General features: G+C 73.5%; 27 protein-coding genes. 17 read left to right on the top strand and 10 right to left on the bottom strand.

The genetic code is table 11. From position 1 onward, the window contains the following. Nucleotides 1-38: 38 nt before the first annotated feature. Nucleotides 39-365, bottom strand: coding sequence for a hypothetical protein (locus AB0O09_RS33975; RefSeq protein ID WP_363548614.1), 327 nt, complete (start codon nt 363-365; stop codon nt 39-41). Between the two features lie 421 nt (nt 366-786). Here AB0O09_RS33975 and dacB point away from each other — a divergent pair, with 421 nt between their 5' ends. After that, nucleotides 787-2,367 carry a D-alanyl-D-alanine carboxypeptidase/D-alanyl-D-alanine-endopeptidase gene (gene dacB, locus AB0O09_RS33970; protein WP_363548612.1) on the top strand — a complete coding sequence of 527 codons (1,581 nt, stop codon included), beginning with the start codon at nt 787-789 and terminating at the stop codon, nt 2,365-2,367. A gap of 159 nt (nt 2,368-2,526) precedes the next feature. On the opposite strand, the gene AB0O09_RS33965 is transcribed toward dacB, so the two are convergent. Beyond that, entirely contained in the window at nt 2,527-3,273 is a 747-nt protein-coding gene (locus AB0O09_RS33965) for a hypothetical protein (protein WP_363548610.1), read from the bottom strand. A gap of 259 nt (nt 3,274-3,532) precedes the next feature. Then, nucleotides 3,533-3,901: a metalloregulator ArsR/SmtB family transcription factor gene (locus AB0O09_RS33960; protein WP_363548608.1), complete on the bottom strand. Its 369-nt coding sequence runs from the start codon at nt 3,899-3,901 to the stop codon at nt 3,533-3,535. A 256-nt stretch (nt 3,902-4,157) separates the two neighbouring features. Here AB0O09_RS33960 and AB0O09_RS33955 point away from each other — a divergent pair, with 256 nt between their 5' ends. From AB0O09_RS33955 to AB0O09_RS33940, 4 genes are all read left to right on the top strand, one after another. Next, entirely contained in the window at nt 4,158-4,508 is a 351-nt protein-coding gene (locus AB0O09_RS33955) for a zinc ribbon domain-containing protein YjdM (protein ID WP_363548606.1), read from the top strand. A 374-nt stretch (nt 4,509-4,882) separates the two neighbouring features. Beyond that, nucleotides 4,883-5,074 (top strand): hypothetical protein, encoded by a 192-nt coding sequence (locus AB0O09_RS33950; RefSeq protein WP_363548604.1) that lies wholly within the window; start codon nt 4,883-4,885, stop codon nt 5,072-5,074. Next, on the top strand, nt 5,074-5,430 hold the full coding sequence (locus AB0O09_RS33945) for a metalloregulator ArsR/SmtB family transcription factor (protein ID WP_363548602.1): 357 nt from the start codon (nt 5,074-5,076) through the stop codon (nt 5,428-5,430). The genes AB0O09_RS33950 and AB0O09_RS33945 overlap by 1 nt, the downstream gene beginning before the upstream one ends. Then, nucleotides 5,427-7,142: a SulP family inorganic anion transporter gene (locus AB0O09_RS33940; protein WP_363548600.1), complete on the top strand. Its 1,716-nt coding sequence runs from the start codon at nt 5,427-5,429 to the stop codon at nt 7,140-7,142. Before AB0O09_RS33945 ends, AB0O09_RS33940 begins: the two co-directional genes overlap by 4 nt. 568 nt (nt 7,143-7,710) lie before the next feature. Here the strand turns inward: AB0O09_RS33940 and AB0O09_RS33935 are convergent. Both AB0O09_RS33935 and AB0O09_RS33930 read right to left on the bottom strand, forming a co-directional pair. Further along, nucleotides 7,711-8,085: an SsgA family sporulation/cell division regulator gene (locus AB0O09_RS33935; RefSeq protein WP_363548618.1), complete on the bottom strand. Its 375-nt coding sequence runs from the start codon at nt 8,083-8,085 to the stop codon at nt 7,711-7,713. Nucleotides 8,086-8,196: 111 nt separating this feature from the next. Continuing rightward, nucleotides 8,197-8,472, bottom strand: a complete 276-nt coding sequence (locus tag AB0O09_RS33930) for a hypothetical protein (RefSeq protein ID WP_363548598.1) — start codon at nt 8,470-8,472, stop codon at nt 8,197-8,199. A gap of 857 nt (nt 8,473-9,329) precedes the next feature. Between AB0O09_RS33930 and AB0O09_RS33925 the strand changes: the two genes are divergently transcribed. The 9 genes from AB0O09_RS33925 to AB0O09_RS33885 all read left to right on the top strand — a co-directional run bounded on the left by AB0O09_RS33925 (nt 9,330) and on the right by AB0O09_RS33885 (nt 16,697). Next, on the top strand, nt 9,330-9,692 hold the full coding sequence (locus AB0O09_RS33925) for a hypothetical protein (protein WP_363548596.1): 363 nt from the start codon (nt 9,330-9,332) through the stop codon (nt 9,690-9,692). Nucleotides 9,693-10,211: 519 nt separating this feature from the next. After that, on the top strand, nt 10,212-11,024 hold the full coding sequence (locus AB0O09_RS33920) for a class I SAM-dependent methyltransferase (protein WP_363548616.1): 813 nt from the start codon (nt 10,212-10,214) through the stop codon (nt 11,022-11,024). Between the two features lie 212 nt (nt 11,025-11,236). After that, nucleotides 11,237-11,710, top strand: coding sequence for an Imm1 family immunity protein (locus AB0O09_RS33915; protein ID WP_363548594.1), 474 nt, complete (start codon nt 11,237-11,239; stop codon nt 11,708-11,710). 164 nt (nt 11,711-11,874) lie between these two features. Further along, nucleotides 11,875-12,528 (top strand): GPP34 family phosphoprotein, encoded by a 654-nt coding sequence (locus tag AB0O09_RS33910; RefSeq protein ID WP_363548592.1) that lies wholly within the window; start codon nt 11,875-11,877, stop codon nt 12,526-12,528. A gap of 237 nt (nt 12,529-12,765) precedes the next feature. Further along, nucleotides 12,766-13,035 carry a hypothetical protein gene (locus AB0O09_RS33905; protein WP_363548590.1) on the top strand — a complete coding sequence of 90 codons (270 nt, stop codon included), beginning with the start codon at nt 12,766-12,768 and terminating at the stop codon, nt 13,033-13,035. Nucleotides 13,036-14,009: 974 nt separating this feature from the next. Continuing rightward, nucleotides 14,010-15,083, top strand: a complete 1,074-nt coding sequence (locus AB0O09_RS33900) for a transglycosylase SLT domain-containing protein (RefSeq protein ID WP_363548588.1) — start codon at nt 14,010-14,012, stop codon at nt 15,081-15,083. 259 nt (nt 15,084-15,342) lie between these two features. Then, nucleotides 15,343-15,711: a hypothetical protein gene (locus AB0O09_RS33895; RefSeq protein ID WP_363548586.1), complete on the top strand. Its 369-nt coding sequence runs from the start codon at nt 15,343-15,345 to the stop codon at nt 15,709-15,711. 53 nt (nt 15,712-15,764) lie between these two features. Continuing rightward, the gene (locus tag AB0O09_RS33890; protein WP_363548585.1) at nt 15,765-16,328 is read left to right on the top strand and encodes a hypothetical protein; all 564 of its coding nucleotides are present in this window, start codon (nt 15,765-15,767) and stop codon (nt 16,326-16,328) included. A 30-nt stretch (nt 16,329-16,358) separates the two neighbouring features. Continuing rightward, a complete protein-coding gene (locus tag AB0O09_RS33885) occupies nt 16,359-16,697 on the top strand; it encodes a hypothetical protein (RefSeq protein ID WP_363548583.1) in 339 nt (112 codons plus the stop codon). Nucleotides 16,698-16,850: 153 nt separating this feature from the next. Here the strand turns inward: AB0O09_RS33885 and AB0O09_RS33880 are convergent, their stop codons facing one another. Further along, complete coding sequence (locus AB0O09_RS33880; protein WP_363548581.1) at nt 16,851-17,663, bottom strand: AraC family transcriptional regulator; 813 nt, start codon at nt 17,661-17,663, stop codon at nt 16,851-16,853. A gap of 49 nt (nt 17,664-17,712) precedes the next feature. On the opposite strand from AB0O09_RS33880, the gene AB0O09_RS33875 reads away from it, so the two are divergent. Together AB0O09_RS33875 and AB0O09_RS33870 are read left to right on the top strand one after the other, a co-directional pair. After that, on the top strand, nt 17,713-18,192 hold the full coding sequence (locus AB0O09_RS33875) for a DUF2000 domain-containing protein (RefSeq protein ID WP_363548579.1): 480 nt from the start codon (nt 17,713-17,715) through the stop codon (nt 18,190-18,192). 183 nt (nt 18,193-18,375) lie between these two features. Continuing rightward, a complete protein-coding gene (locus AB0O09_RS33870) occupies nt 18,376-19,179 on the top strand; it encodes an NAD(P)-dependent oxidoreductase (protein WP_363548577.1) in 804 nt (267 codons plus the stop codon). A 33-nt stretch (nt 19,180-19,212) separates the two neighbouring features. On the opposite strand, the gene AB0O09_RS33865 is transcribed toward AB0O09_RS33870, so the two are convergent. The 3 genes from AB0O09_RS33865 to AB0O09_RS33855 form a co-directional block, all read right to left on the bottom strand. Further along, the gene (locus AB0O09_RS33865; RefSeq protein WP_363548575.1) at nt 19,213-19,500 is read right to left on the bottom strand and encodes a hypothetical protein; all 288 of its coding nucleotides are present in this window, start codon (nt 19,498-19,500) and stop codon (nt 19,213-19,215) included. An 878-nt stretch (nt 19,501-20,378) separates the two neighbouring features. Next, nucleotides 20,379-21,635, bottom strand: a complete 1,257-nt coding sequence (locus AB0O09_RS33860) for a HEAT repeat domain-containing protein (protein ID WP_363548574.1) — start codon at nt 21,633-21,635, stop codon at nt 20,379-20,381. 77 nt (nt 21,636-21,712) lie between these two features. After that, nucleotides 21,713-22,189 carry an FxLYD domain-containing protein gene (locus AB0O09_RS33855; RefSeq protein WP_363548572.1) on the bottom strand — a complete coding sequence of 159 codons (477 nt, stop codon included), beginning with the start codon at nt 22,187-22,189 and terminating at the stop codon, nt 21,713-21,715. Nucleotides 22,190-22,504: 315 nt separating this feature from the next. Between AB0O09_RS33855 and AB0O09_RS33850 the strand changes: the two genes are divergently transcribed. Continuing rightward, the gene (locus AB0O09_RS33850; protein WP_363548570.1) at nt 22,505-22,783 is read left to right on the top strand and encodes a hypothetical protein; all 279 of its coding nucleotides are present in this window, start codon (nt 22,505-22,507) and stop codon (nt 22,781-22,783) included. A gap of 72 nt (nt 22,784-22,855) precedes the next feature. Here the strand turns inward: AB0O09_RS33850 and AB0O09_RS33845 are convergent, their stop codons facing one another. Beyond that, nucleotides 22,856-23,524, bottom strand: a complete 669-nt coding sequence (locus tag AB0O09_RS33845) for a peptidylprolyl isomerase (protein WP_363548568.1) — start codon at nt 23,522-23,524, stop codon at nt 22,856-22,858. Nucleotides 23,525-23,538: the final 14 nt, after the last annotated feature.

Genomic DNA, 23,538 nt, shown 5'->3' with positions numbered 1-23,538 from the left:
CATGGCGGCGATCTTCGCGGACACCTTGACCGCAAAGATCACCACCAGCGGATCACGCCACGCAGTTGATCAATTACCCAACACTTTCTCAGACGGAGAGGTCGGCCCGGCGGGGCCGGTCGGCGTGACGTCGAGGCCGCGGGCGCGGCGGCCGCCGTCCTGGAAGTGGGCGCGGCCGAGGCCTTCGGCGATGATCTGTTCCCGTTCCTGTCGTCGACCTCCGGATGGGTGAGGCCGGCCAGGGTGAGGCGCAGCAAGTGGTGGCGCAGTCGCCGCAGCCCGGCGTCTTCGACGACGAAGTCCCGTCCGGTGCGGGACAGATCGCCCGCCCGGCGTGAGACGTCCTGGGTGCTGCTCGTCGACATGGGGTGCTCCTTGTCCTGCGGTGTGCGATGCCCGTCCCCGGTCCCGGCGCCGTGCGCCGGTCGGGGCGGCTCGGCCGGTGGACCGGCTCGGTGGGGACCGGTCGCCCTCCTCGGCGGGGCTCGGACGCGAGGCGGTGCAGGGCGATCCCGGCCTGGATCGCGGCCGCTTCCCCGGAGGCCGTCCGGAGCCTCGGCCGACCCTTGCGGAGCATCTCCCGGTCACGGGCGCGGTCACGGCGCCACCCGGATGCCGACCTCGGGCACCCGGATGGCGCGCACGGGTGCCCCGCCGCGGAGCGGGCGTGCGACCGTCGGTTCGACGACGGCCGATCACCGCGGCGCCGGATGCCGTCTCCCCGACGCGGCCCCGTGTCGGGTGTGTCCACGGCGCCGGACCGGACATCCAGAACTGGTGGGCTGAATGGCGACCAAGCGCCACGTACGACGAATAGGCAGAACCGGACTCGCCGGCGGCATGCTGGCCCTGGCCGCGCTGACGATCGCCGGCGGAGGGCCGCCGGGCGGCGGAGCCGGAGGGGACACGCAGGACATCCTCGGGCGGATCCTCGACAAACCGATCTACGCGCACGCCCAGTGGGGCGTCCTGGAGGAGGACCCTCAGGGCGGGGTGCTGCACGAGCTCCAGTCGGACAAGTTCTTCATCCCCGGTTCGGTGGCCAAGCTGTTCACCGTCTCCGGCACCTGGCACGCGCTCGGCGGCGACCACCGCTTCACGACCCCCGTCCACGCCGTCGGCACCCGCGACGGCGCCGGTCTGCACGGCGACCTCGTCCTGGTGGCGCAGGGCGACCTGGCGCTCGGCGGCCGGGTCACGCCCGAGGGCACCCTGGACTTCACCTCCATCGACCACACGTACGCCAACGACCTGCCCGGCGCGACCCTCACCCCCGAGGACCCGCTCGCGGGGATCGACGACATCGCGCAGCAGATCCGGCAGTCCGGCATCAGCCGGGTGGACGGCGACGTGGTGGTCGACACCCGGCTGTTCGAAACGCCGGACCTCGATCCGACCCCCACCCCGCTGATCATCAACGACAACCTGATCGACCTGCTCACCACGCCGACCGCTCCGGGCCACCCGGCCGAACTCTCCTGGCGTCCCCAGGTCGCGCCCTACGAGGTCGTCTCACAGGTCACCACGGTGGCCGCCGGGGGCACCACGGACATCGAGGTGACGGCGTCCGAGGACGGGACGCGGATCACGCTGTCCGGCACGATCGCCGCCGACGCGGCGCCCGTGCTACGGGTAAGCCCGGTCGTGGACCCGGCCGCCTTCGGACGGACGGCTCTGATCGAGGCGCTCGCCCGGGCCGGCGTGAAGGTGACCGCCGACCCGGTCGGCGCCAACGACGAGGACGGCCTGCCCGCCGCGTACGCGCCCGGCTCCGACGTCGCCTCCTACGTGTCGCCGCCCTTCAGCCAGTACGCCCGACTGGTGCTCAAGGTCAGCCACAACCTCGGCGCCAACCTCGACGTCTGCCTGATGGCGGTGTCCGCGGGCAGCACCGACTGCAATGCCGGGTTCCCGGTGCTCCGGGCGTTCCTGGAGGCGGCGGGGGTCGACCCCGAACAGGTGCAGCTCGCCGACGGCCGGGGCGGCGACCCGGTCGACCGGACCACCCCCGTGGCGGTCAACCAGCTGCTCCGGTACTGGCTGCACACCCCGGACGCCGAGGAGTTCCGCGACACCCTGCCGATCCTCGGCGAGGACGGCACGCTGGACGGCTTCTGCACCGGCTGCGCGGGCGTCGGCAAGGTGTTCGCCAAGACCGGGACGGTCGCCGGCTTCGACGCCCTGAACGAGCGGTTCGCGGTGGGCGCCGAGACCGTCGCGGGCTACCTGGTGACGCCCTCCGGCGAGATCCGGACGTTCTTCGTCGGCGTCAACAACACCGCCGTGGCCGACCTCGACGCCTTCGTCTCCCAGGTCATCGAGGACGTCGCCGAGGCCTCCTCGATCCTCCAGCAGCAGGGCGGCTGATCCCCCGTCGCCCGCCCCCGGCCCCCGGCCCCCGCTCACGCCGCCCCCGGCGTCCGGAGGCCGGGGGCCGGCGTGCGGCCGCTCAGGACGGGTGACGGCCTGTTCCGGAATGCTCGGCCGGCCGCACGTCCTCGGGCCGGTGGGCCGTTCGCCCATCGGTCAGAAGGGGGGTTCGAGATCGCCGCGGCCATCGCTGTGCGGCCCGCAGTCCCAGGGCTCCTCCTGGATGGGTTCGATGTCGGTGACGTCGTGGCCCCATGCTTCGAGGGCCCTCCGGGCAACGCGCCGGTTGGGGTCGTCGCTGCTGGTGTCCAGGATGCGGCGCGCGTGCACGGCGAGGTGGTCGCGGCGCCGGGCAAGCGCGGGGTGTTCGGCGAGGATGAGCGCGGCGAGGCCGGCGGCTTCGCGCACGTCCTCGTGACCGTCCTGCAGGAAGGGCGCGACGGCTCGATAGAGCATCGGGCGCAGGTCCCGGAAGGCCGCCAGCGCGGTGTCGTGGGTGAGGAAGCCGGGGAAGTACTGCTCGATGCGGTCGACGATCTCGTCGGAGGCGTCGTAGGCCGTGGAAACCAACCAGTTCAACAATGTCGCGCGGATGGGGACGTTGCGATACGGCCGGAGGGTCATGGCCGCCGGGTGGGCGAGGATGCCGGCGACGTACACGGCGACGGGGGCGGTGGCTTCGTAGATGCTGTTCTGGTGGCCGACCAGCTCACTCAGTTCCGACAGAGCGGTGACCTGCACCTTGGGATCGGGCTCCAGCAACCGTGCCAGGACTTCGGGAAGGCGCTCACCGTTGCCGAAGGCCGTCTGGAGCGAACCCCAATCGGTCTCCGCCAGGACTACCCGGTAGGGCGGCACGTCAGGCTCGCGGTGCGCCCGGGCCTTGGAGCTGCTGTGGTTCACGGGCCGAACCTAGACCGGACTTCTGACACGATTCCCGTCCGGGCCAGTTGGGAGCCGCTGTCCTTCCGCGGGTGACGGGTGCGTTCGCGCCGGTCAGGCACAGGGCCCATGCTCACCAAGGTCGGTACGACAACGGCTTCTTGCACCAGTACCTGCGCGCCCGACCCGGCACGCCGCGAAGGGATCCGGCGGAGACGACGGTTCGCCTGGTGGCGCGGTGCTCGCCGGGACGCCGAAGCCGGTGGCCGTGGCGTCGCGGTCAGTCGGCCGGACCCGGGCGGAGGTCTCCGAGGAGTTCGGCGCGGTCGGTGATCACGTGGGTGAGGATGGAGCGGGCGACCGCGAGGAGTTCGGCGACCTCGGGGCTGGTGATCCGGTAGATCACGGCGGCGCCGTCGCGGCGGGAGGTGACCACACCCGCGCGACGCAGGACGGCGAGCTGCTGGGAGAGGTTGGAGGCCTCGACGCCGACGTCGGCGAGGAGTTCGGCGACGGCGTGCTCGCGCTGGCTGAGCAGTTCGAGGACCCGGATCCGCACGGGATGGCCGAGGGTTTTGAAGAACTCCGCCTTGACCTGGTAGAGCGGCACCGCGGTGACGGAGGGTTGCCGCGAGGGATCGGCAGGCATGGGGTCACCGTCCGTGTCGGGGTCGGGGCGCTGGTTCGACTGTAGCAATGCCGGTGGATGCGCCGGGCTGCGCGCGCAGGGTCGGCACAGGGCTGCGACCATTGGACTTGCGTAGATTTTCAAATGCTAAACTCGGACTCTCGGCAGCTCCCCGGAGGCGCTGCCGGAGCGGGCCTGCTGCGCCACGGGGGTGCGGCGGGCCCGCATTCTTTCCCGACACAGTGCGACAGATGCGACAGGCGGAGGACCCGGGCCCATGAGCGAGAACCTTCCCCCGTGCCCGAAGTGTTCCGGCGAGTACACCTACGCCATGGACGCGCTGGTGGTGTGCCCCGAGTGCGGACACGAGTGGGCCCCCGGCGACAGCGGCGCGCAGGCCCCCGGCGAGCGGGTGGTGCGGGACGCGGTCGGCAACGAGCTGCACGACGGCGACACGGTGACCGTGGTGAAGGCGCTGAAGGTCAAGGGCAGCCCGTCGGGCATCAAGGCCGGGACCAAGGTGCGCAACATCCGCCTGGTCGACGGCGTGGACGGCCACGACATCGACTGCCGGATCGAGGGTTTCGGCGCCATGCAGCTCAAGTCGAGCGTGGTCAAGAAGGCCTGACCCCGGCCACGGGGCCGGCCGCCCACCTGCGGCCGCACCACGCCACGCCCGCCTCGACGGCAGGGACCGGCGTCGGGGCGGGCCGCGAGTCGTCCGGCCCACCGCCTCCAGCCGCCGCTGCATGCGGAAGGCGAAGGCGGAAGGCAAGCGCACCCCGGAAGCGGAGCGCCGCTCACACGGATGCGACAGGACCGGACACCGACGGCCGGGCCGACCGGCCGGAACGACGGGTGATCGACAGGCGGATCGGCCGGACTCCCGGCCAGGGCTCACACCCGTCGCCATTTGAAGAATTCTTCATGTTCGAAGATGATGTATTCGTGTACCGGCGGGCTCGGCAGGGACGCGGGGCCCGAGGCGGAGGGACAGCGGCGATGAGCGGCGTGTTCGACGCGGAACTGCGCGAGCAGCTGGCCGAGGCCCGCCGACTGCGGGCCCGGGCCCGGGAAGCCGGTGACGAGGAGAAGGCGCAGGCGTACGCGGGGCGGATCACGCAACTGCTGCGGATCGCGGCCCACCACGGCATCGCGCTGGACCGTGCGGCGGACGAGGAGGAGCAGGACTGATGGCGATCCCGCTGTATCAGGCGAAGGCGGAGTTCTTCCGCACGCTCGGCCATCCGGTGCGGATCCGGGTGCTGGAGCTGCTGCAGGACGGCCCGCGGCCGGTGCGCGAGCTGCTGGCGGAGATCGAGATCGAGCCCTCGAACCTGTCCCAGCAGCTGGCGGTGCTGCGCCGCACCCAGCTGGTGTCGGCCACCCGGGACGGCAACACCGTGGTGTACGCGCTGAGCACGCCGGACGTGGCGGAGCTGCTGCAGGCGGCACGGCGGATCCTGTCCACGATGATCACCGTCCAGTCGGACCTGCTGGCCGAGCTCGGCGGGCACGGGGCGCAGGCGGCAGAGGCGGCGGAGGCATGAGCGGCGCGTCCGCTTCGTCCGCGAGCCGTCCGGGCGGCCGGCTGCGGGCGGTGCTTCCCGATCGCACGACGTGGGCGACGATGCGGTGCTCACCGCGCAAGGACCTGCTCGCCGGGGTGACGGTGGCGATCGTCGCGCTGCCGCTCGCGCTGGGCTTCGGTGTGGCGTCGGGCGCGGGCGCGGCTGCGGGTCTGGCGACCGCGGTGGTCGCCGGCGCGCTGGCAGCGTTCTTCGGCGGTTCGAACCTGCAGGTCAGCGGGCCGACCGGGGCGATGACGGTGGTCCTGGTGCCGATCGTCCACCGGTTCGGCACCGATGGTGTGCTGACGGTGGGTCTGCTCGCCGGTGTGCTGCTGGTCGCGACGGCGATCGGCGGTGCCGGGCGCTTCATGGCGTTCGTTCCGGCGCCGGTGGTGGAGGGGTTCACCCTCGGCATCGCCGCCGTCATCGGCCTCCAGCAGGTACCGGCGGCACTCGGCGTGAAGCCTTCGGGTGCCGAGAACGTCGCCGTTACCGCGTGGGACGCCCTGGCCGACTTCGTCGCCGATCCGCAGCTCGCGCCGTTGGCGCTGGCCGGCGGGGTGGCTGCGGTGATGCTGCTCGGTGCCCGGCTGCGGCCGGGTGTCCCGTTCTCGCTGCTCGCCGTGGTCGCCGCGACGCTCCTCGTCTCCGGCGCCGGTCTGGACGTGGCGACGATCGGGCACCTCCCCTCCGGCCTGCCCGCGCCCTCGCTCGGCTTCTTCCACCCCGCGGACGTGCCGAGGCTGGCGACGGCCGCGGTCGCGGTGGCGGCGCTCGCCGCACTGGAGTCGCTGATGTCCGCCACCGCCGCGGACGCGATGAGCGTCTCCCAGCGGCACGACAGCGACCGGGAGCTGTTCGGCCAGGGCCTGGCGAACCTGGCCGCGCCGCTGTTCGGCGGTGTCGCGGCCACCGGCGCCATCGCCCGCACCGCCGTCAACGTCCGCTCCGGGGCCGTCTCCCGGCTTGCCGCACTCGTCCACGCGGCCGTCCTCGCCGCCGTGGTGTTCGCCGCCGCCCCGCTCGTCGAGGGCATCCCGCTCGCGGCGCTGGCCGGCGTACTGATCGCGACCGCGGTACGGATGGTCGAGGTCGCCTCCCTTCGGGCGCTGGCCCGCGCCGGACGCGGCGAGGCCGCGATCCTCGCCCTGACCGCGGCCGCCACCCTCGCCTTCGACCTGGTGACCGCCGTCATCGTCGGGCTGCTCGTGGCCGGTGCCCTCGCGCTGCGCCAGGTCGCCCGCTCCGCCGCCCTCACCCGCGTGCCACTGCACGACGGCCTGCCGCCCGCCGACCACCACGCCGAGGAACAGGCCCTGCTGGCCGAACACATCGTCGCCTACCGCATCGACGGGCCGCTGTTCTTCGCCGCCGCCCACCGCTTCCTCCTCGAACTCGCCGAGACGAGCGACGTGAAGGCCGTCGTGCTGCGCCTGTCGCGGATCACCGCGATCGACGCCACCGGCGCCCTCGTGCTGGGCGACGCCGTCGACAAGCTGGAGCGCCGCGGCATCCTCGTCCTGGTCTCCGGTGTCCGCGAGGACCACCGCAGGACCCTGGACGCCCTCGGCGTCCTCGACCGGCTCCACGCCGAGCACCGCGTCTTCGCCGCCACCCCCGACGCGATCGCGTACGCCCGCACCCACCTGCCCGGGGTCCTGGCCGACACGGCCGGCGGTGGCCACCGATGACCTCCCTGCCGGGCATGGCGGCGGTGAGCCGACACTGAGGCCCGTTCGGGCGCCGACCGCCCCCGGCCGGGAACGCTCTGCCGCATGCAGTGCCGGCCGGGGCACCTGCACCGCGGCCGTCCTCACCCCGACCGAAGCCGGGGTGAGGACGGCGTTCCGGCTCCTGCCCGCCTCCCGCCGGGCCTGGGCTGGTGCGCCACAGGCCCGCCGGAGCTGCGCGATGCGGACATTCTCAGTTGACAATGTCCGCAAGTCACCGACGGACGTCCGCCTGGAAGATCGTCCGCACTCCCCCGGTCCGCTGCGGTCCGGCTTGCCGTTCTTGTCCACTCCGGGCCCTGCGGGCCCGGTGGCGAAGCCGAGGTGAGGAGCCGAAGCGGGCAGTACCTGCCCGACGGGGACCGGATCCCCACCGGCCGGCCGCTCACCACGGCCGGCGCCGCCGAGCAGGCCTGGTGGTCCACGGTCGCGGGCCGGGCGGGAGTCCATCCCACTGCCGCGCCGACGCCGGGCCTCCGTCGAAGCGCTCGGCCGGTTCCCGGGTGCCTCCGGGCCGGGTCGCGCGCCTTCACGGTTCCGGCTCCGGCTCTGGGCCCGGTCCGGGCTCGGGGGGTTCGTCGTCCCGTAGTCGGCGCAGGAATCTGTCCACGTCCAGGTGGCCTTCTTCGGTGCCCGAGGGGACGATCCGTTCGGTGTGGGCGAGGAAGGTCCTGATGTGCGAGGCGTCCACCCGCAGGACGGCCGTGGAGTTCTCCCCGGTCAGGGTGATGAAGACGGTCCGGTCGCCGGCGGCGGGGTGGACGCAGACGTCGCCGGTGCCCGCCCATTCGGTGAGGCCGGTGGCGAGGAGGTCGCGGGCGAACACCCAGGTGATCGGGGCGTCGAGGTCGATGTGGTTGTCGAGGTAGACGGTGTACGGCTCGGCGGGTGGTAGCGCAGGCAGCCGCGCACCGCGACGCTCAGGCCGGGCAGGACGACTGCCAGCAGCTCCAGGTGCATGGCGCAGCCGCCGGTGCCGGTGCGTTGCGGGGGACGCGGGGGGTTTCCTGGCGGGTCATGCGCAGTCCTTGAGGTGCGCGGGGGTGGGGTCGGGTTGTGCGCGGTGGACGTGCGGGCTGTCTGCCGCCCCCGGTCGGGGGCCGGTGACCGGGGACGGCAGGGGCGGTGGGAGGAAGCGGGGCGGTGCGGTCAGGCGGTCCCGGTCGGGGTCGGCGCGGCCGGGCACGGGGAGGCCGGCGGCGGTCCACAGTGCGGCCGGGTGGGCGAAGGTCGGGGTCTCGCGGAGAATCGTTTCGGCGGCTCTGCCGCAGGTCCGGAGGTCGGAGGTCATGCCGGGCACAACAAGTGAATGTGCCGATGGCAACCTCGCCGACGGGTGGGGCGTTCCGGCTCGCAGCTCGTGTTGACGGTGGCGGCCCGGCCGCGGGGGTCCGCGCGTCGGCGTTCGCCTCGGCCACCTGCGCGGTTTCGCCGACGGGCCGGGTGGGCTTGCGGGGCGGGGACCCGATGAATCGCCGGAACGGGTGGTCTTCGGGTGGACCCGGCACTCGCCGGGTCCGCAGCGTGGCACGCGCTCGACCGGGGGTGACCGGGCGACCCGGGTGACCGGCTTCGGAGGCCAGGGGCCGGATGCCCCGCGTCCCTGTGCGGCGGTCGGGGTTCGTTGACGCGCGCGGGAGGGCGGCGGCGGCGCCGCTCGGCCGGGGAGTCACGTCCCCGTCATGCCCTCGGCCCGTGCTGGTGCAGGGTCGGCGTCCGGTGCCGCCGGCCGATCGCCGGGACTCTTCTGGCAGGCCCGGCAGGGGACGTAGGCCCTGCCGTCGGGCGTGGACACGGTTCCCCACCCCTCGCAGATCCGGCACGCCCGCGCGCGTTCGAGGTCGACCACAGGCAGGGGGCCGTCGGCAGTGCTCATGGGCTGGCTTCCTCGTGTGGCCGGACCGGCGCCCGCGCCACCGCGCGCAGCTCGCCGGTGGGTGGCGCCACGAAGTCCAGGATCCATCAACATGAAGAATTCATCAACTCAACATGTCATGGATTGCTGCCGAGGCAGCGCCTCCCCGGCAGGAATCGATCGCTTACGGTCAATTCGGCGAGCGAGGCCGCCCGATTTCCTAGGCTCACCCGACAGAAGCGGACATCAACGCGCCGGGACGCCTCCCTGCGCCCGAACGGTCGGAGGAACACATGGCCGGGATCGAGACCTCGCTCAAGGAAGCGATGACCATCGAGGGCGCCATCGGGGCCGCCCTGGGCGACTACACCAGCGGCATGGCGCTCGGGACGGCCGGCCCGACCGAGACCCTGTCGGTCGCGGCCGCCGCCACGACCGACATCCTGCGCGCCGAACTGCGCGCGCTGGGCCTGGCGGGCCAGCGCGACCAGAAGCCGGAGGACATCCTCATCAGCCTGACCGGCCAGTACCACCTGATCCGGCCGCTCACCCGCCACCCCGGGCTGTTCCTCTACCTGATGCTCGACCGCAGCCGGTCCAACCTGGCCATGGCCCGCCACCAGGCCCGCCGCATCGAGGCCGATCTCGAGCTCTGACGCCCCCTCCACCGGTCCCCCGCACGGGCACGCCGGCGTCCGGGGCCGGGGGCAGCATCTGCGCGGCTACGGGCCGGGGCGGGCCGGGGCGGCGGGTCCGTCCCCCGAGCCGCCGGAGGGCTGCGAGGACGGCCTCGACCGCTCCGGGTGTCCCCGCCGAGGCGGAAAGGGTCACGGACGGCCGGGCAGCCCCTGGCGCGCTGCGTCGCCGGCAGTGCGTCCAGGCCGGGGATCCGGGGCGGCCGCTCGGACCCGACGCCGCCACTCGCAGCACGAGAGCCCGTCCCGAGCCTCCCCGGCTCCCCAGGGCCGCTCGCACCGGAGGTGACGCTCCGGACGAGCAGGTGCACATGACGCGGTGGCTCGCCCGGCACGTCGAGTCCACGCTGAGCGCCGAACGCACCCGGCTCCGCGCCCTGCTGCCCCTGGACCGGACCTGGCCGCGTAGGTGAGTCGCGGGAATCCCCCGTCTAGGCTGGCGTGGTGACTGATGAGCAGGAGCGGGTGCAGCCGTCGGGAGTGTGGGCCACGGCGGTGGGGGTGGCCAGGGTGCGGGCGCTGGAGTCGGAGCGGGAGGACGCGCTGTTCCGCGACCCCCTGGCGAAGGCCTTCGCCGCCGCCGGCGGCCTGTGGCCCGCCTCGCCGCCGCCCGGGGACGAGGCCGCACGACGCCGTCGGCTGGCCGTGGCGTTCTCCGTCGTCATCAGGACGAGGTTCCTCGACGATCTGTTGCTGGAGGCGTCCGCGGCCGGGGTCCGGCAGGTCGTGCTGCTCGGCGCCGGCATGGACAGCCGGGCCTTCCGGACGGACTGGCCCGAGGACACCCGGCTGTTCGAGGTCGACACCGCCGCGCCACTGGACTTCAAGGCATCGGTGCTGCGCCGGGAGCGGGCCGTCGCACGCTGCCGGCGGATCACCGTCGCGGTGGACCTGCGTGAGGACTGGCCGGGCGCGCTGGCCGCCGCGGGGCACGACCCGGCGCTGCCGACCGTGTGGATCGCCGAGGGACTGCTGATCTACCTGCCCGAGGACGCGGTGGAGCTGCTGCTCGCCCGGATCGGCGCGCTGTCGGCGGCAGGCAGCCGGATGGGGCTGACGTTGGGCTCGCGCGGCGTGATCGAGCGCTTCGGCGCGGACGCCGTGCCGGGATCGGCGGCGTCCCTGTGGGTCTCGGAGATGCCCGACGACCCGGTGGGCTGGCTGGCCGGGCACGGCTGGGACGCCGACGGCCACACCCTGCGCGAGCTCGCTGCCGCCTACGGCCGCCCGATCGGCACCCCGCCGCAACGCGAGGAGCGGCCCGGCGGACTGATCGCGGCCGTCCGCCGGTAGACCCGCCTCCCGGCCCCCCGATGATCCCCTGGAACTCCGACGTCGTGGTTGGCGTGGCCGACGAGCATGCGATCACACGACGTGGTCGCGGAAGGGGCCTGTCCGGCGGCGCGCGGCAGTGGCTGTCCGTGGTTTGATCACGAGGCTGCCCGGGCCGACCACCGACGGCCCTGCCCGGCCGGGGGCCGAATTCCGCGGAGGGGGTGTCGTGGGTGGCTGACAGCCGGCTGGTAGCCCGCTATCGCCGTGCCGACATGCACGACCCCGTTCTCGTCTCCACCGAGGAGGACGTCGACGGCCTCATCGACGCCCTCCTGGCAGGGCCGCCATTCCATGACGCCGCGCATCTCGTCTCAAGGGCCCGGCCCATGACCTGGTCCGGATTTCCGGATCATGAACTCCATGTCGGCGTCAACAGGGACGGCCAGGTCGGGGCCCTGATGCTCTCGGCCCCTGAGACCGGCTTGGTTGCCTCCGTAGGGGCTCCGGGCTCACGAGGTGACGTCGTCCACCACTGGACGGAGTTCCCCCTCGACTCGGAGATCCCGTTGAGTCTCGTCCGAAGCGCCGTCAAAGAGTTTCTGCGCACCGGTGGCTGTGTCCCCACGTGTGTCGTCCGGAAGCCGATCGAGGTGGTTGCGGAGGACTCGGACGATGGTCAGGACCCGTGGGGTTCGTCCGGCTGAGCAACACCCGGGCAGGCAATGCCGCGGCGGACCGTCCGCTGCCTGCCCGCGGCCCGGTGGGACTCAAGGACGACGGCCGGGCGTACGGGTGCGCCCACAGGCGGAGGATCGGTTGGTCCTGTCGGTCGACGGCTGGCGGGAAGGGGCGCCGTATCGTCGGAGTCATGAGCCGAGGACTGCATCTGGCCACCTATCTGCTGGCCTTCGACACCCGCGCCCAGAGCTTGCAGGACCGCACGCGCGCCGGGTTCCTGCTGCGCGCCGCCGCCCTGGCCGAACTCGCCCACCGGGGCGCCGCGGCCGAGGACGGGACGGGCCGGGTGCAGGTCGTGGACGCCGGCCCCACCGGGGACCGCGTCCTGGACGCGCTGCTCGCCGAACTGGCCGACCGCCCCCGCACCTGGAAGTCGTGGATCAAGCGCAGCCGCGACGACACCCTCGAGGCCGTCGAGGAGCGCCTCGCGGCGCTCGGCATCATGACGATGGCCGACCGCGACCCGTACGGCCCGGTCGCACCGCACCGCACGGTGACGATGGACGACCCGCGCGAAGCCCTGGACCTCCAGGTCCGGGTGGCCGAGCTCGTCCGCGGCGGCGCCCCGGTCGTCGAAGCGCCTTACGCCGACGCGGTCCTCGCGGCCCTGGCCGCCCACGGACACCTGAAGCTGGTCCTCACCCGCCACGACCGCAAGGCCAACGCCGGGCGGATCACCGCACTCACCGACCGGATCGCCGACCGGACCCCGGGCCTGGCCCGGGCGGTGAGCGGGCTGAACCTGACCATGGTCGCCGCCCAGGGCGGAATGGGCGGCAGCTGAGGGCCGTCGGACCGGCTCCGGCGGGGGCTCAGCGGGCTCCTGAGGGACTGTCCGTGGCACTGCTCCGGGCGACCTACCGGTAGACCGACGGGCGGAGCATGTGCGTCCCGGCGCACGCGCTCGCCCGGGCCCACCGCGCGGCGCCAAGGGGAACGGGGACTCCCGGGAGGAGGCGGCCACCGGTCCACGGTGCTGGCGCGCTGACGCGACGACAACGCGCCCGGGGACGCGGAGGAGGTGATCGCCGAGGCGCTGGTCCGGGTCGGGGCTCCGGCCGAGGAGGCTCCGCGGGTGGCGGCGCTCCTCCTGGACCATCCGCTGTGGGACGCGGCCCGCTGGTCGCCGCCCGGCCGTTCGCCGCTCAGCGGCGGCGGGGCGCCGCCGTGCGACGGCATCCTCCGGTGCGACGGCCCGTACAGCCCGCGCTCGGGCGTGCAGCTGGCCCAGGGCATCACTGCGGAGCAGTCCGAACGGCTCGCCCTCGCGCTCGGCACCCGGCCCGCCTGACGTCCGGAACCGACCCACGGCCGGCGGCAGGCAACCCGGGCACCTCCTGCCCACCCGGACCACCCGGACCACCCGGCCCGCACGGGACGCACGGGACGCACGGGACGGGTCCGGCGCCCGCGGCGGTCGACGTCCTGGAGCGGCGCTCCCGGCCGTACACCGCCCCCGCGGCGGGCCCGCCAACCACCCAATAGTCCGAAATTGCCCAAATGCACCTAATGGATGGGATGCATTTGTGAGATGCGCCGCCTTCGGCGCCATTTGCCGGATAAGCCTGGACTCCGGCGCCGCCGGGAGGATAGAAATCCCCAACCCCAGTCGGTCAGTGCACCGACGAACATCCACAGGGGACCTGCACGGCGCCGGTCCGCGACCGCCGCCAAGGCCGTCCGCCCGGTACGCCCTGCACGCCCACCACCCCGACCCTCCTGCCGAGGTGACACCGTGACAGCGATCAACGACCCTCCGCTCGCCGAACCGTCCCGTACCGCCGGACGGTCCCGGCCTCCGCTGTGCTCGCCGCCGAGGCCCTGCACGGTGGTCGCGACCACCGCCTAGTCGCGGGCCCGGCCCACGCGCCGAGCCTTTCCGACCCGAGCTCTCCCGATCGTCACCGCCACGACGCCGGGCCCACGGCCGTCCGCCCCTCCCAGCGGACCCGGCTCCCCGCCCGTGCGTCCCCCCGCCGGCCCGTCCGTCGTGCCGGCTGCCACATCGAGGCCGTCTGCCGTCCTCCCACGGCCACCGGCACCACGCGGCCACCCCCTCTCCCCGGCGCCCACCACTCTCCCGGCGTCCCTCGATCGCCCCGGTGCGCACCTTCCGTGTCCACCGGGTAGCCCGTGCTGCCCGTCCAGGTCTCCCCCGGCCTTCCGTGCAGCCCCCCGGCGTGCCCTGCCCCCGCTCGCGCGCGCCGTGACCGTCCCCCGCCCCCCGTCCGTGCGACCTGTCGCCGCCTGTGTACCGGAGTCCCCATGCCGAAGCACGCCCGCCCCCGCCGCGTACCCGCCGTCCTGCTCTCCGGCCGGTGGATCACCACCGCAGCCCTGGCCACCGCGGCCGTCGCGGTCACCACCGCCAACGCCGCCCCCAGCCACTCCAGCGGCGCCGGCACGGCCGCCACGGCCCGAAGCCGGACTCCTCAGCTCGAACCGACGGCCTGGAGCACACATACGTCGGCGCAGACCACCGCGGCGGCCCACCGCACCAACGGCGCCGTCCCCGCGCAGCGCACCGGCTCCCACGCCAAGCACTCGGCACTGCCAACCCAGCGCAGCACCGGCCACACGCACACCGCGGCCCACTCTTCGCACACCGCCCCCGCGACCACCGCCCCCGCGACCACCGCACCGGCGACCAGCACACCGGCCCGCACGGTCCAGGCCCGGACGACGGCCTACCCGACCGCCCCCGCGCCCACCACCACCACCGCCACCGCCACCGCCACCGCCACCCACAGCACGACGACGCCGACCGCCTCCGCCACCCCGGCCGCCACCACCTCCACCGCCACCGCCGACCACACGTCCACCCGCTCCTGGAGCGGGAACTCCCCCACCGCCCGCACCTGGACGGGGTCCTCCGGGAGCAGCACCTGGCAGGCCCACAGCACGTACGGAAGCGGGACCGGCGCCACCCAGGGGACGTCGCCCTCCGGCACCGCGTCCCCGTCCACCGCGGCGACCGCCCCGGCGACCGCCGCCACCGCGGCCCCGACCACCAAGGCCACCGGCGACCTGGACAGCTGGATCAACCAGGCACTGGCCGTCATGGCCGAGAACCACATCCCGGGCACCTACGACGGCATCTACCGCAACATCATGCGCGAGTCGTCGGGCAACCCGCAGGCCATCAACCTCACCGACTCCAACGCCGCCGCCGGACACCCCTCGAAGGGCCTCCTCCAGGTCATCGACCCCACCTTCCAGGCCTACCACGTCCCCGGGACGTCCACGGACATCTACGACCCGGTCGCCAACATCACCGCGGCCTGCAACTACGCCGCACACTTCTACGGCTCCATCGACAACGTCAACGGCCCCTACTGACGGGCCCAGCACGACGCAGCACGGTGTCACGGCCGTCGCGGCGCCGCCGCGCCCGTCCCCGCGCCCGGCGAGGACCTCACCCGGTCCGTCGGTGCGGCACGCGGTCGGCCGGACGGCGGTAGCCGTCGCCGTGGTTGGGGGTGGCCGTCGACGGACCACACGGCCGGTGCTCGGCAATCGGCCACGCGCACGTTCCCTTCGCTCTACGCTGGGCGCCTTGCCGGCATGTGGGGAGGGGCTGACGGTGCTTCAGCGTGTGGTGAGGGCGCTCGTGTGCGCGGGCGGCTTCCTGGTGGTGGCGGGCGTGGTGTACGGCGCGGTGAGGGTGGGGGACGGCTGCGGGTCCGGCTTCACTCCCAACTCCGGGCCGATCGTCACGTCGAGCGCGGTGGAATGCGCCGAGCTGGTGGCCGGCCGCGGGAACCAGGCGTGGATGTTCGTCGTGCTGGGCCTGGCCCTGCTGGCCGGCGCCTTCGGGCTCAGCCTCGAATCGACCACCACCGGGCCTGCCACGGCGGCACCTCCGCCCCACCCGACCGTCCCGGCCGTCCCGGCCGTCCCGCCGGCGCCCCCGGCACCGTCGTCCGCGCCGACCGTCCGGAACGAGGAGCCGAACGACCGGAAGTGACCGCCGGCCATGATGGGCGGCGGCACGTCTCAGGTGTCTTCAGAGGAGCGACCATGGCGTTCAGGAGCGATGTCGCCGAACGGGACGAGTGGTCCTACGCGCCGGCTGTCGGTGTCGGACCGCTCCGGTTCGGCATGACCGTCGACGACGTGGTCGAGGCGGCTGCGGCATTCGGCCGGACGGAGGTCGGCGAGTGTGCACGGGACCACGCGCTCTTCTCGCCGACGTGGAAGGTCGACGTCCACCGTCGCGGGGTCGCTCCTTCACCGCCTGCCGTCACGGCCTATGTGAGCCGAGCCGTGGGCCTGTTCTGCGTCGCCGCCGATGCCGTGAACGGTCCCCAGGTCGCTCACAACGGAATCCCACTGGTCGGGAGGGACTTCACGGAGTTGGAGCGCGACACCATCGCGTATGCCGAGGCCGTGGACGTGTACGTTCGCTACACGCCCGAGGGCTACGCGGGGCCCGATGATCCCGGGGTCCTCCTGCGCGGGCAACTGGTCGGGCAGGTACTCCGATCGCGTCCGCTGTTCTTGGTGACGCGCGACGGCGCGAACACCGAATGGGACTCGATGCCCTCCGAGGAGTACCGCTTCAACGGCCGGCCCACTGCCTGACGTGGTGCGCCTCATGGCACCCGGCGCTCCGTGAGGACCGCGCACACGGGCGGAACCGGAGCAGTGCCCACATCCCCGAAGGCCGTGAAAGGCTTCTCCGGCGGCGGTCGTGTGCATCGCCCCGTCGGGACGGACGACTACGAGGTGCGCAAGGTGGCTCAGTACGCGGACGGCCGACTCGTCCACGTCGATCGGGACCACCCGCTGCCGGGCCCGGTCGAGCTCGGGTCGGAGCCCGTTCCGTCATGGACGGAGCTCGAGGACGCCGAGGACGTGCACGTCGAGGAGACGTCCGCGGAGTTCTTCGAACGACGCTGGCAGGAGGCGCTCACGGGCTTCATCGGACAGTGCCGACCATCAGAGACTTGATGTGATGTCACGGTCCGACCGGTGGGCCCGCACGGTGTGGTGTCGCGTTGACCAGGCGGGTGGCGGTCTTGTCGTGGTGGCCGGAGGCCTGGGCGCCGACCAGTGCGGGGGCCCGGGTGCAGGACAGCCGCGGCACGGCACGCGGGCCGGTGTTCAGCCGACCCGGCCGGCGCGGCCGTGGCGGGCGTAGCGGCCCGGAGGGATGCCGAGGACGCGCTTGAAGTGACGGGTGAGGTGGGACTGGTCGTAGAAGCCCGCGGCGGTGGCGACCTCGCCGGGTGGGCGGCCGGAGAGCAGCAGTCGGCGGGCGAGGTCGACGCGGCGGGACATCACGTACTGGTGGGGTGCGATGGCGAACGCGGCGCTGAACGCCCGCACCAGGTGGGCGGGGTGTGCGTGGAGCAGGGTGGCGGCGCGGTCCAGGGTGAGGTGGTCGAGCAGGTGCGCGTCGAGGAGGTCGCGCAGGTCATGGGCGACGCCGTGGGCCGGCCGGCCGGCGGTGACGGCCGAACCGGGGCGCAGGTGCTGGCGCAGGCGTTCGCCGATCAGGGCGAGCCGGCTCTCGGCCTCGAGTTCGTCGCCGGCGTCGGCGAGGGCGGTGTGCAGTTGGCCGACGCGTCTGCGCAGCACGGGGTCGGTGAGGTCGGGGCCGTCGACGGCGGGGCCGATGAACCGTGCGTCGAGCTGCGTCGTGTCGAGGTAGAGCACCCGCTTGCGGAAGCCGTGGGCGGTGGCCGGTGAGCCGTTGTGCGGGACCTGCGGCGGGAGCAGGCTGACGGTGTCGTCCGGGGTGCCGCGTTCGTGGCGGTCGAGGTCGTAGCGGACGGCGCCGTCGTCGACGATCAGCACCGTCCAGGCGTCGTGGACGTGCATGGGGTACGCGTGGTCGGTGAAGTGGGCGTGGAGGACCTCGACGACGCCCGGGACGGCCGGGCGCCAGGCAGCGACCTCCTGTTTCGGCGGCATGCAAAGAACGTACAAGACGGAGCGGCCGGGCGGCCGGCAGTCTCGTGGCATGAGAACCGACCAGACCGTCGCCCCGGCCGCGACCGCAACGGCGGCGCCGGCCGCCGGGGGCGCACCCGTCCGCTTCGACACGAAGATCGCCGTCCTGCTGCGCGAGGACCTCGAACCGTGGCAGCGGTTGAACGTGACCGCCTTCCTGGTGAGCGGGCTCGGCACGGTCTCGCCCGAGGTGGTGGGCGAGCCCTACGCGGATGCCGACGGCGTCGCCTACCTGCCGATGTTCCGCCAGCCGGTGCTGGTCTTCGAGGGGACGAAGGAGCTGATGGCCGCCGCGCACGGGCGTGCGCTGTCGCGTGCGCTGCCCAGTGCGGTGTTCACCTCCGACCTGTTCGCCACCGGGAACGACCGGGACAACCGGGCCGCGGTGCGGGCCGTGGCCACCGACCGGCTCGACCTGGTCGGACTGGCCGTCCACGGGCCGCGGAACGCCGTGGACAAGGTCCTCAAGGGCGCCCGCATGCACCCCTGACGGGCGGGCCGGGCGCGGCGGCGGCGGTCCCGGCCGGCCGCATGGCCTCCCCGGTCTCCCCCGGCCGCCGGTGGCGGCCGGTGCGGCGTCGCTCGTCGCCGGCCGCCGCTTGATCCGTGACCGGGCGTCAGCGAGGATGCGGAGTCGGTCGATCGCGGGGGAGGCATCGTGGGAGGAGGCATCGTGGGTCTGGGAACGGTGGCGGTGACGGGTGCCGCGGGGACCATCGGGTCCGTCGTGCGCGAGGTGCTTCGGCGCGAGGCGGGGCGGGTGGTCCTGGTCGACCGGGTGCCGCTGCGGCCCGAGGCCGACAACGAGGAGGCGCACTGCGTCGACCTGCGGGACGCGGCGGCCGTGGAGTCCGCGCTCGCGGGCGCCGACCGGGTGCTGCACCTGGCCGGGATCCCGGACGAGGCGCCGCTCGCGGAGCTCCTCGACGTCAACGTGCTCGGCACCCACAACGTTCTGGAGGCGGCGCGGCGCCTGGGCATCGAGAGGGTGGTGCTGGCGGGCAGCAACCGGGTGACCGGTTTCCATCCCGTCGGCCGTCGGACGGGGCCGGACGAGCCCGTCCGCCCGGACGGTCTGTACGGGGTGAGCAAGGCGGCGGTCGAGGCGCTCGGTCGGCTGTACGCCGACAAGTTCGGTCTGTCCGTGATCTGTCTGCGCATCGGCAGTTTCGAGCCCGCGCCCACGGAGGCCCGTCACCTGGCGACCTGGCTGAGCCCGCGCGACGCCGTCGGCTACGTACGGGCCGCGCTGACCGCACCGGCCGCCACCCGCTTCGCCACCGTGTACGCGGTCTCCGCCAACGCCCGCCGTTTCTGGGAGCTCCCCGACCCGGCGGTCCTGGACTACACGCCCGTCGACGACGCCGAAGCGTACGCCGCCGGCATTCCGGGGGCGGACCTTCCGGTGGACCCTGCGGCGCCCCAGGGCGGCGTCTACGCCTCGCCCGGGTTCACGCTCCCCCACCTGGGGCGCTGACCGCGCCGCCGCAAGCCGACCACCGCGGGCGGCTCACCGGGCGCCGAGGCGGCGGCCGAGCTCCTGGAGGTAGTCGTCGCCGTAGGCGTCCGCGACGTCGGCCAGGTCGATCATCGGCGGGAGGTCGGCCGTGGGCTGTCGTTCGGCGAGGAACACGGCGGTCTCCGCCACGATGCGCTCCTCGTCGGTGGGGGCCAGGTGCAACCGGTCCACGGTCGACTCGCTGGCCCGGATGCGGGAGAGGACCGCGTCGTCCGCGGTGGGGAAGCGCACGAGGTACTCGTGATCGCCGAGTGGTTCGATCCCGATGTCCGCGGTCATGGTTCTGTCCCTCTCCTTCTCCGAACCGGTCCGTCGTCGCAGCACGGCACCCGCCCCCGCACGGCGCCTGCCCCGGGCCTGCGAGCCCGCGGACACCGTAGTCCCGGCACCGGCACTCCGCCCGCCGAACCACCCGGGCGTGGCGCCGATCGGCCGTCCCGTCCCCCGAACGGCCCCTCCCGGGCCACCGGCCGACGCGAGCGGATCGGTCCGGCTGGCCGATCCGGGCCATCGCCTCCGGCGGCCGTTCGTCGGACGAGCTGTTGGCGGAGCCAGGAGGAAACGGGCACGGCCCTCATCGGCGACCACGGGCCGTTGACAGCGGACCGGGGCCGGCCGATGGTCGGGCCATGACGATCCGGGGTGGCGACCAGGGTGTACTCGTCTCCGTCATCCAGGAACTGCAGGAAGGTCTGACAGGGCTGCCCGCTGTCGAGCAGACCGTCGAGGACCACGTACACGCCGTCGCCGGCGTCGTCGAGGTGACCGGCCTTCCAGGTGCCGCGGTAGTCCGAGACCGGCCTGCCGTCGGCGCGCCGACCCGTGCAGATCGACGGGCTCACCGCGACCTCGCCGAGCCGGCCGTCGGCGCGGGACTCGATCCGTTCGGTTCCGGAGGCCCACCGCCCCTGCGGGTTCGGCGGTGCCGCGCGGCTCGGGGAGTTCCGGGCGAGGAGTCCTCCGGGTGTCGCGACACCGGCCAGGACGATCAGGACGCTGTGCCGCAGTAGTGGTGTTCCGGCCCGGTCGTCGTGTGGCGGGTCAGCAGCCGGTAATTCCCGTCCTCGTGCACGGCGGGCATTCTGCCGGGTCCGGCCGCCCGTGGCGACGGCGTTTCCCCGGCCCGCCCGGGTGCGGGCCGGCCGGGGATCGGGGGCTCAGGCGGTGGGCAGTCCGGCGTAGGCGCGCAGCTCCGTCCGGTCGGCGGGGATGTCCCAGCCGCGGAGGATCTGCAGGAAGTTGCCCCAGCACCAGGTGTCGTCGCCGAGCGAGGCCAGGGTGGTCACCAGGCGCTGCTGACCGTGGTCCAGCTCGGCGAAGGGCGGCAGGCCGGCGTGCGAGGAGCCGCCGAAGGCCAGGCGGAGGGCGGCGGCGGTGACGGGGAAGGCGGCCGGCCCGGACGCCCGGGCGAGCCCGGTGGTCACGGCGTCGAGGGCTTCGGCCGGGTAGCGGTCGGCGACCTGGGTGAGGGCGAGGGCGGCGTACCCGTTCAGGTCACCGTCCTGGAACGGGACCGCGGGCTCCTCGCCGTCCGGTTCCTCGGCCTCGACGGCGGCGAGTTCGGCGAGCACCTCCGCGTCGACGGCGGCCTCGGCACCGGTGCTGCCGAGCCGGGCCAGGCCGATCGCGGCACCCCAGCGCACCACCGGCTCGTCGGCGGCGAGGAACGGCCGCAGCCGTTCCACGGTGGCCGCGTCGCCGAGCAGTCCGGCCGCGATCAGCGCGGTGGCGGCGACCGCGGGGACCTGCTCGCGGTCGGCGAGGTCCAGCAGCTGCGGCAGGACGGCCGCGGCCTGCTCGGGGAACCAGGCCAGCACGTGGCAGGTCGAGGCCCGGACGGCGGGTTCGTCGTCGGACAGCAGCGCGGCCAGCGCGGGCACCTCCCGCGCGACGGCGTCGTAGGCCGCCAGTTCGGCCTCGTACGCGCCGAGGTGGCGGTCGTAGTCGAAGGTCCTGCGCTGGAACTCGCGGACCCGGCGCTCGCCGTCGTCGGCGGCCCGCGCGACCCGGTCGTCGTACTCGGCCGTCATCGCGGCCGCGCCCTTGGCCCGCAGGTCCTCGACCCCGCGCCGCCACGCCGCGATTGCCACCCCGTCGGGGAGGTGCGCCTCGTCGTAGCCGATCGCCAGGCCCGACATCAGTTCCAGGGCCTGGGCCCGGCCGCGCCGGGAACGGTCCGCGGCCATGCGGGCCAGGAAGGGCACCGCGAAGGCCGAGGCCTGGTAGCGGCTGCCCTGGTGGAAGATGTTGCCGTACAGGGCGTGCAGGGCGCGGCCTCGATCGTCCCGGCCCTCGCCGCACAGGGCGCGGAGCTGGTCGGGGACGTCGCCCGCCGGCCCGTAGGCGTGTTCCAGGGACGCCCAGTCGATGTCGTCCAGTCCTGCGAACACGCTGTCGTTGTTCTCGCTCGTCACGGGTGAGAACCTCTCACACCGCACTGACACGCCGTTCCGCCCGCGGGTCTCCCCCGCGGGCGGTGCGACCGCCGCCGTCAGGGGGTGGCGTACCGGGTCACCTCGATCAGCCGGCACGAGGTCTTGCCGGCGGCCGTGGAGGTGCCCTGCGCCTTCTGGACGCTCTTCTGGTTGGGGGCGAGGCCGTTGGTCGCGGCCATGCCCTCCCCGATGCGGGTGCCGGCGCCGTCGAGGAACTCGACCTGCACCATGTAGTTCGACGCCTTCGAGCTGTGGTTGGTGATGGTGAGCTCGGCGGACGGCCAGTGCAGGGTCGGGTCCACCGAGCACTTGGTGATCTCGACGTCCTTCGCCTTGTCGCCGTCACCGGCCGGGGCGGGCGCAGCGGCGTCGCCGGCTGCGGGCGGTGCGGCCGCGGACGGCGCGCCGGCGGCGGGCTGGGCGGGGACGGCCGCGGCGGTGGACTTCTGGGTGCTGCTGTCGGCCGGGGGCTCGCAGGCGACGGCGCCGGCGAGCAGGCAGGCGGTGGCCAGGGCGAGGGTGATGGGGCGCATGGGGTCCTCTGTGGAATGAGCGGTGAGGGCCAGAACGTATCGATGTACCGGTCGGTAGAACGACGGGTTCCTGTTCCGTGATGTCCGCGATACCGGTTGGTGACGGATCGTCAGATCCGGTCATTTTCGGTCACTGGTTGACAGGTCAATCGGATGGCCCGAGCGGGGTCGCGGAAACGGCAGGGGCGAGCACGGCGGACAGTCACGAAATGGGCGTTCTGCTACTCGTCGTAGCCGGTCCCGGGCTGAGTGGCGTCGCCCTCCGGGCTGCGGGACCATGGCAGTTGGGGGTGTCGGAGCAGCATGGAGGAACCGATGGAGCTCCGGAACGATTTCACGGACGATCAGAACAAGGTGATCGACGAGGTCACCGCGGAGCTGGAGGAACTGATTCTCGATCAGGTCCGGGCGGCCCATGCGGCGGCGCGCGAGAAACTGGCGGCCGCCGGGGTCCATGTCGATCCTGAAGGCCGTTACTGTCACAATTGCCTGAATTCAGGGCACCCTTGCGACAGCTACGTCCCGGGCTTCATGGGGCAGTGCAAGAGGTACAGCTGCCATCACAGCGAGGCCGTCCACAATCATCCGTACTAGGAGCCCGAAAACCGGCACGGACCGCCTCGGCGGCCCTGCGGTGCGATCCTCCGCCGCAGGGCCGCCGCCCGGTCAGCGCTTGGCGATGGTGATGTGACGGATGTTCACCGGAAGGTTCGGGAAGCCGTCGCCGGGGTTGTTCTGGTCGTCCTCGCCGCCCGCGGCGATCTTCTGCAGGACGTCGAGGCCGGCGGTGACCTGGCCGAACGGCGTGTAGTTGGGTGAGAGCTTGGTGTCCTTCCAGACGAAGAAGAACTGGCTGCCGTTGGTGTTCGGGCCGGCGTTGGCCATGGCGACGGTACCGGCCGGGTAGGTGGCGCCCTCCAGGTTCTCGTCCGGGAACGAGTAGCCGGGGCCGCCGCTGCCGGTGCCGGTCGGGTCGCCGCACTGCAGGACGAAGATGCGCTGCGTGGTGAGCCGGTGGCAGTGGCTGCGGTCGAAGTAGTCGTGCTCGGCCAGGAAGCGGAACGAGAAGGTGGTGCACGGGGCCTTGTCGGTCAGCGCCTTGAAGGTGATGGCGCCCTGGCTGGTCCGCAGCGTCGCGCTGTAGGGCTTGGCGGCCTTCTTGGCGTCGAAGACGGGGATGCCCTTGAAGTTGTCGGCCGGGACCGCCGGCGTGTAGCTGCAGGCGGTGGCCGCCGTCGGGGTCGCGGCGGCAGGCAGGGCGACCGCCGCGGTGCTGGACAGGGCCATCGGCAGGGTGATCAGGGCGGCGAACAGGGCCCAGGTCTTGCGCTTCACGTGGCAGCCTTCCG

The organism is Kitasatospora sp. NPDC093679, assembly GCF_040683455.1.
Lineage (GTDB): Bacteria > Actinomycetota > Actinomycetes > Streptomycetales > Streptomycetaceae > Kitasatospora > Kitasatospora arboriphila.
The sequence above is the reverse complement of the archived record's forward strand: the minus strand, read 5'-3'. Positions and strand labels throughout refer to the sequence as shown.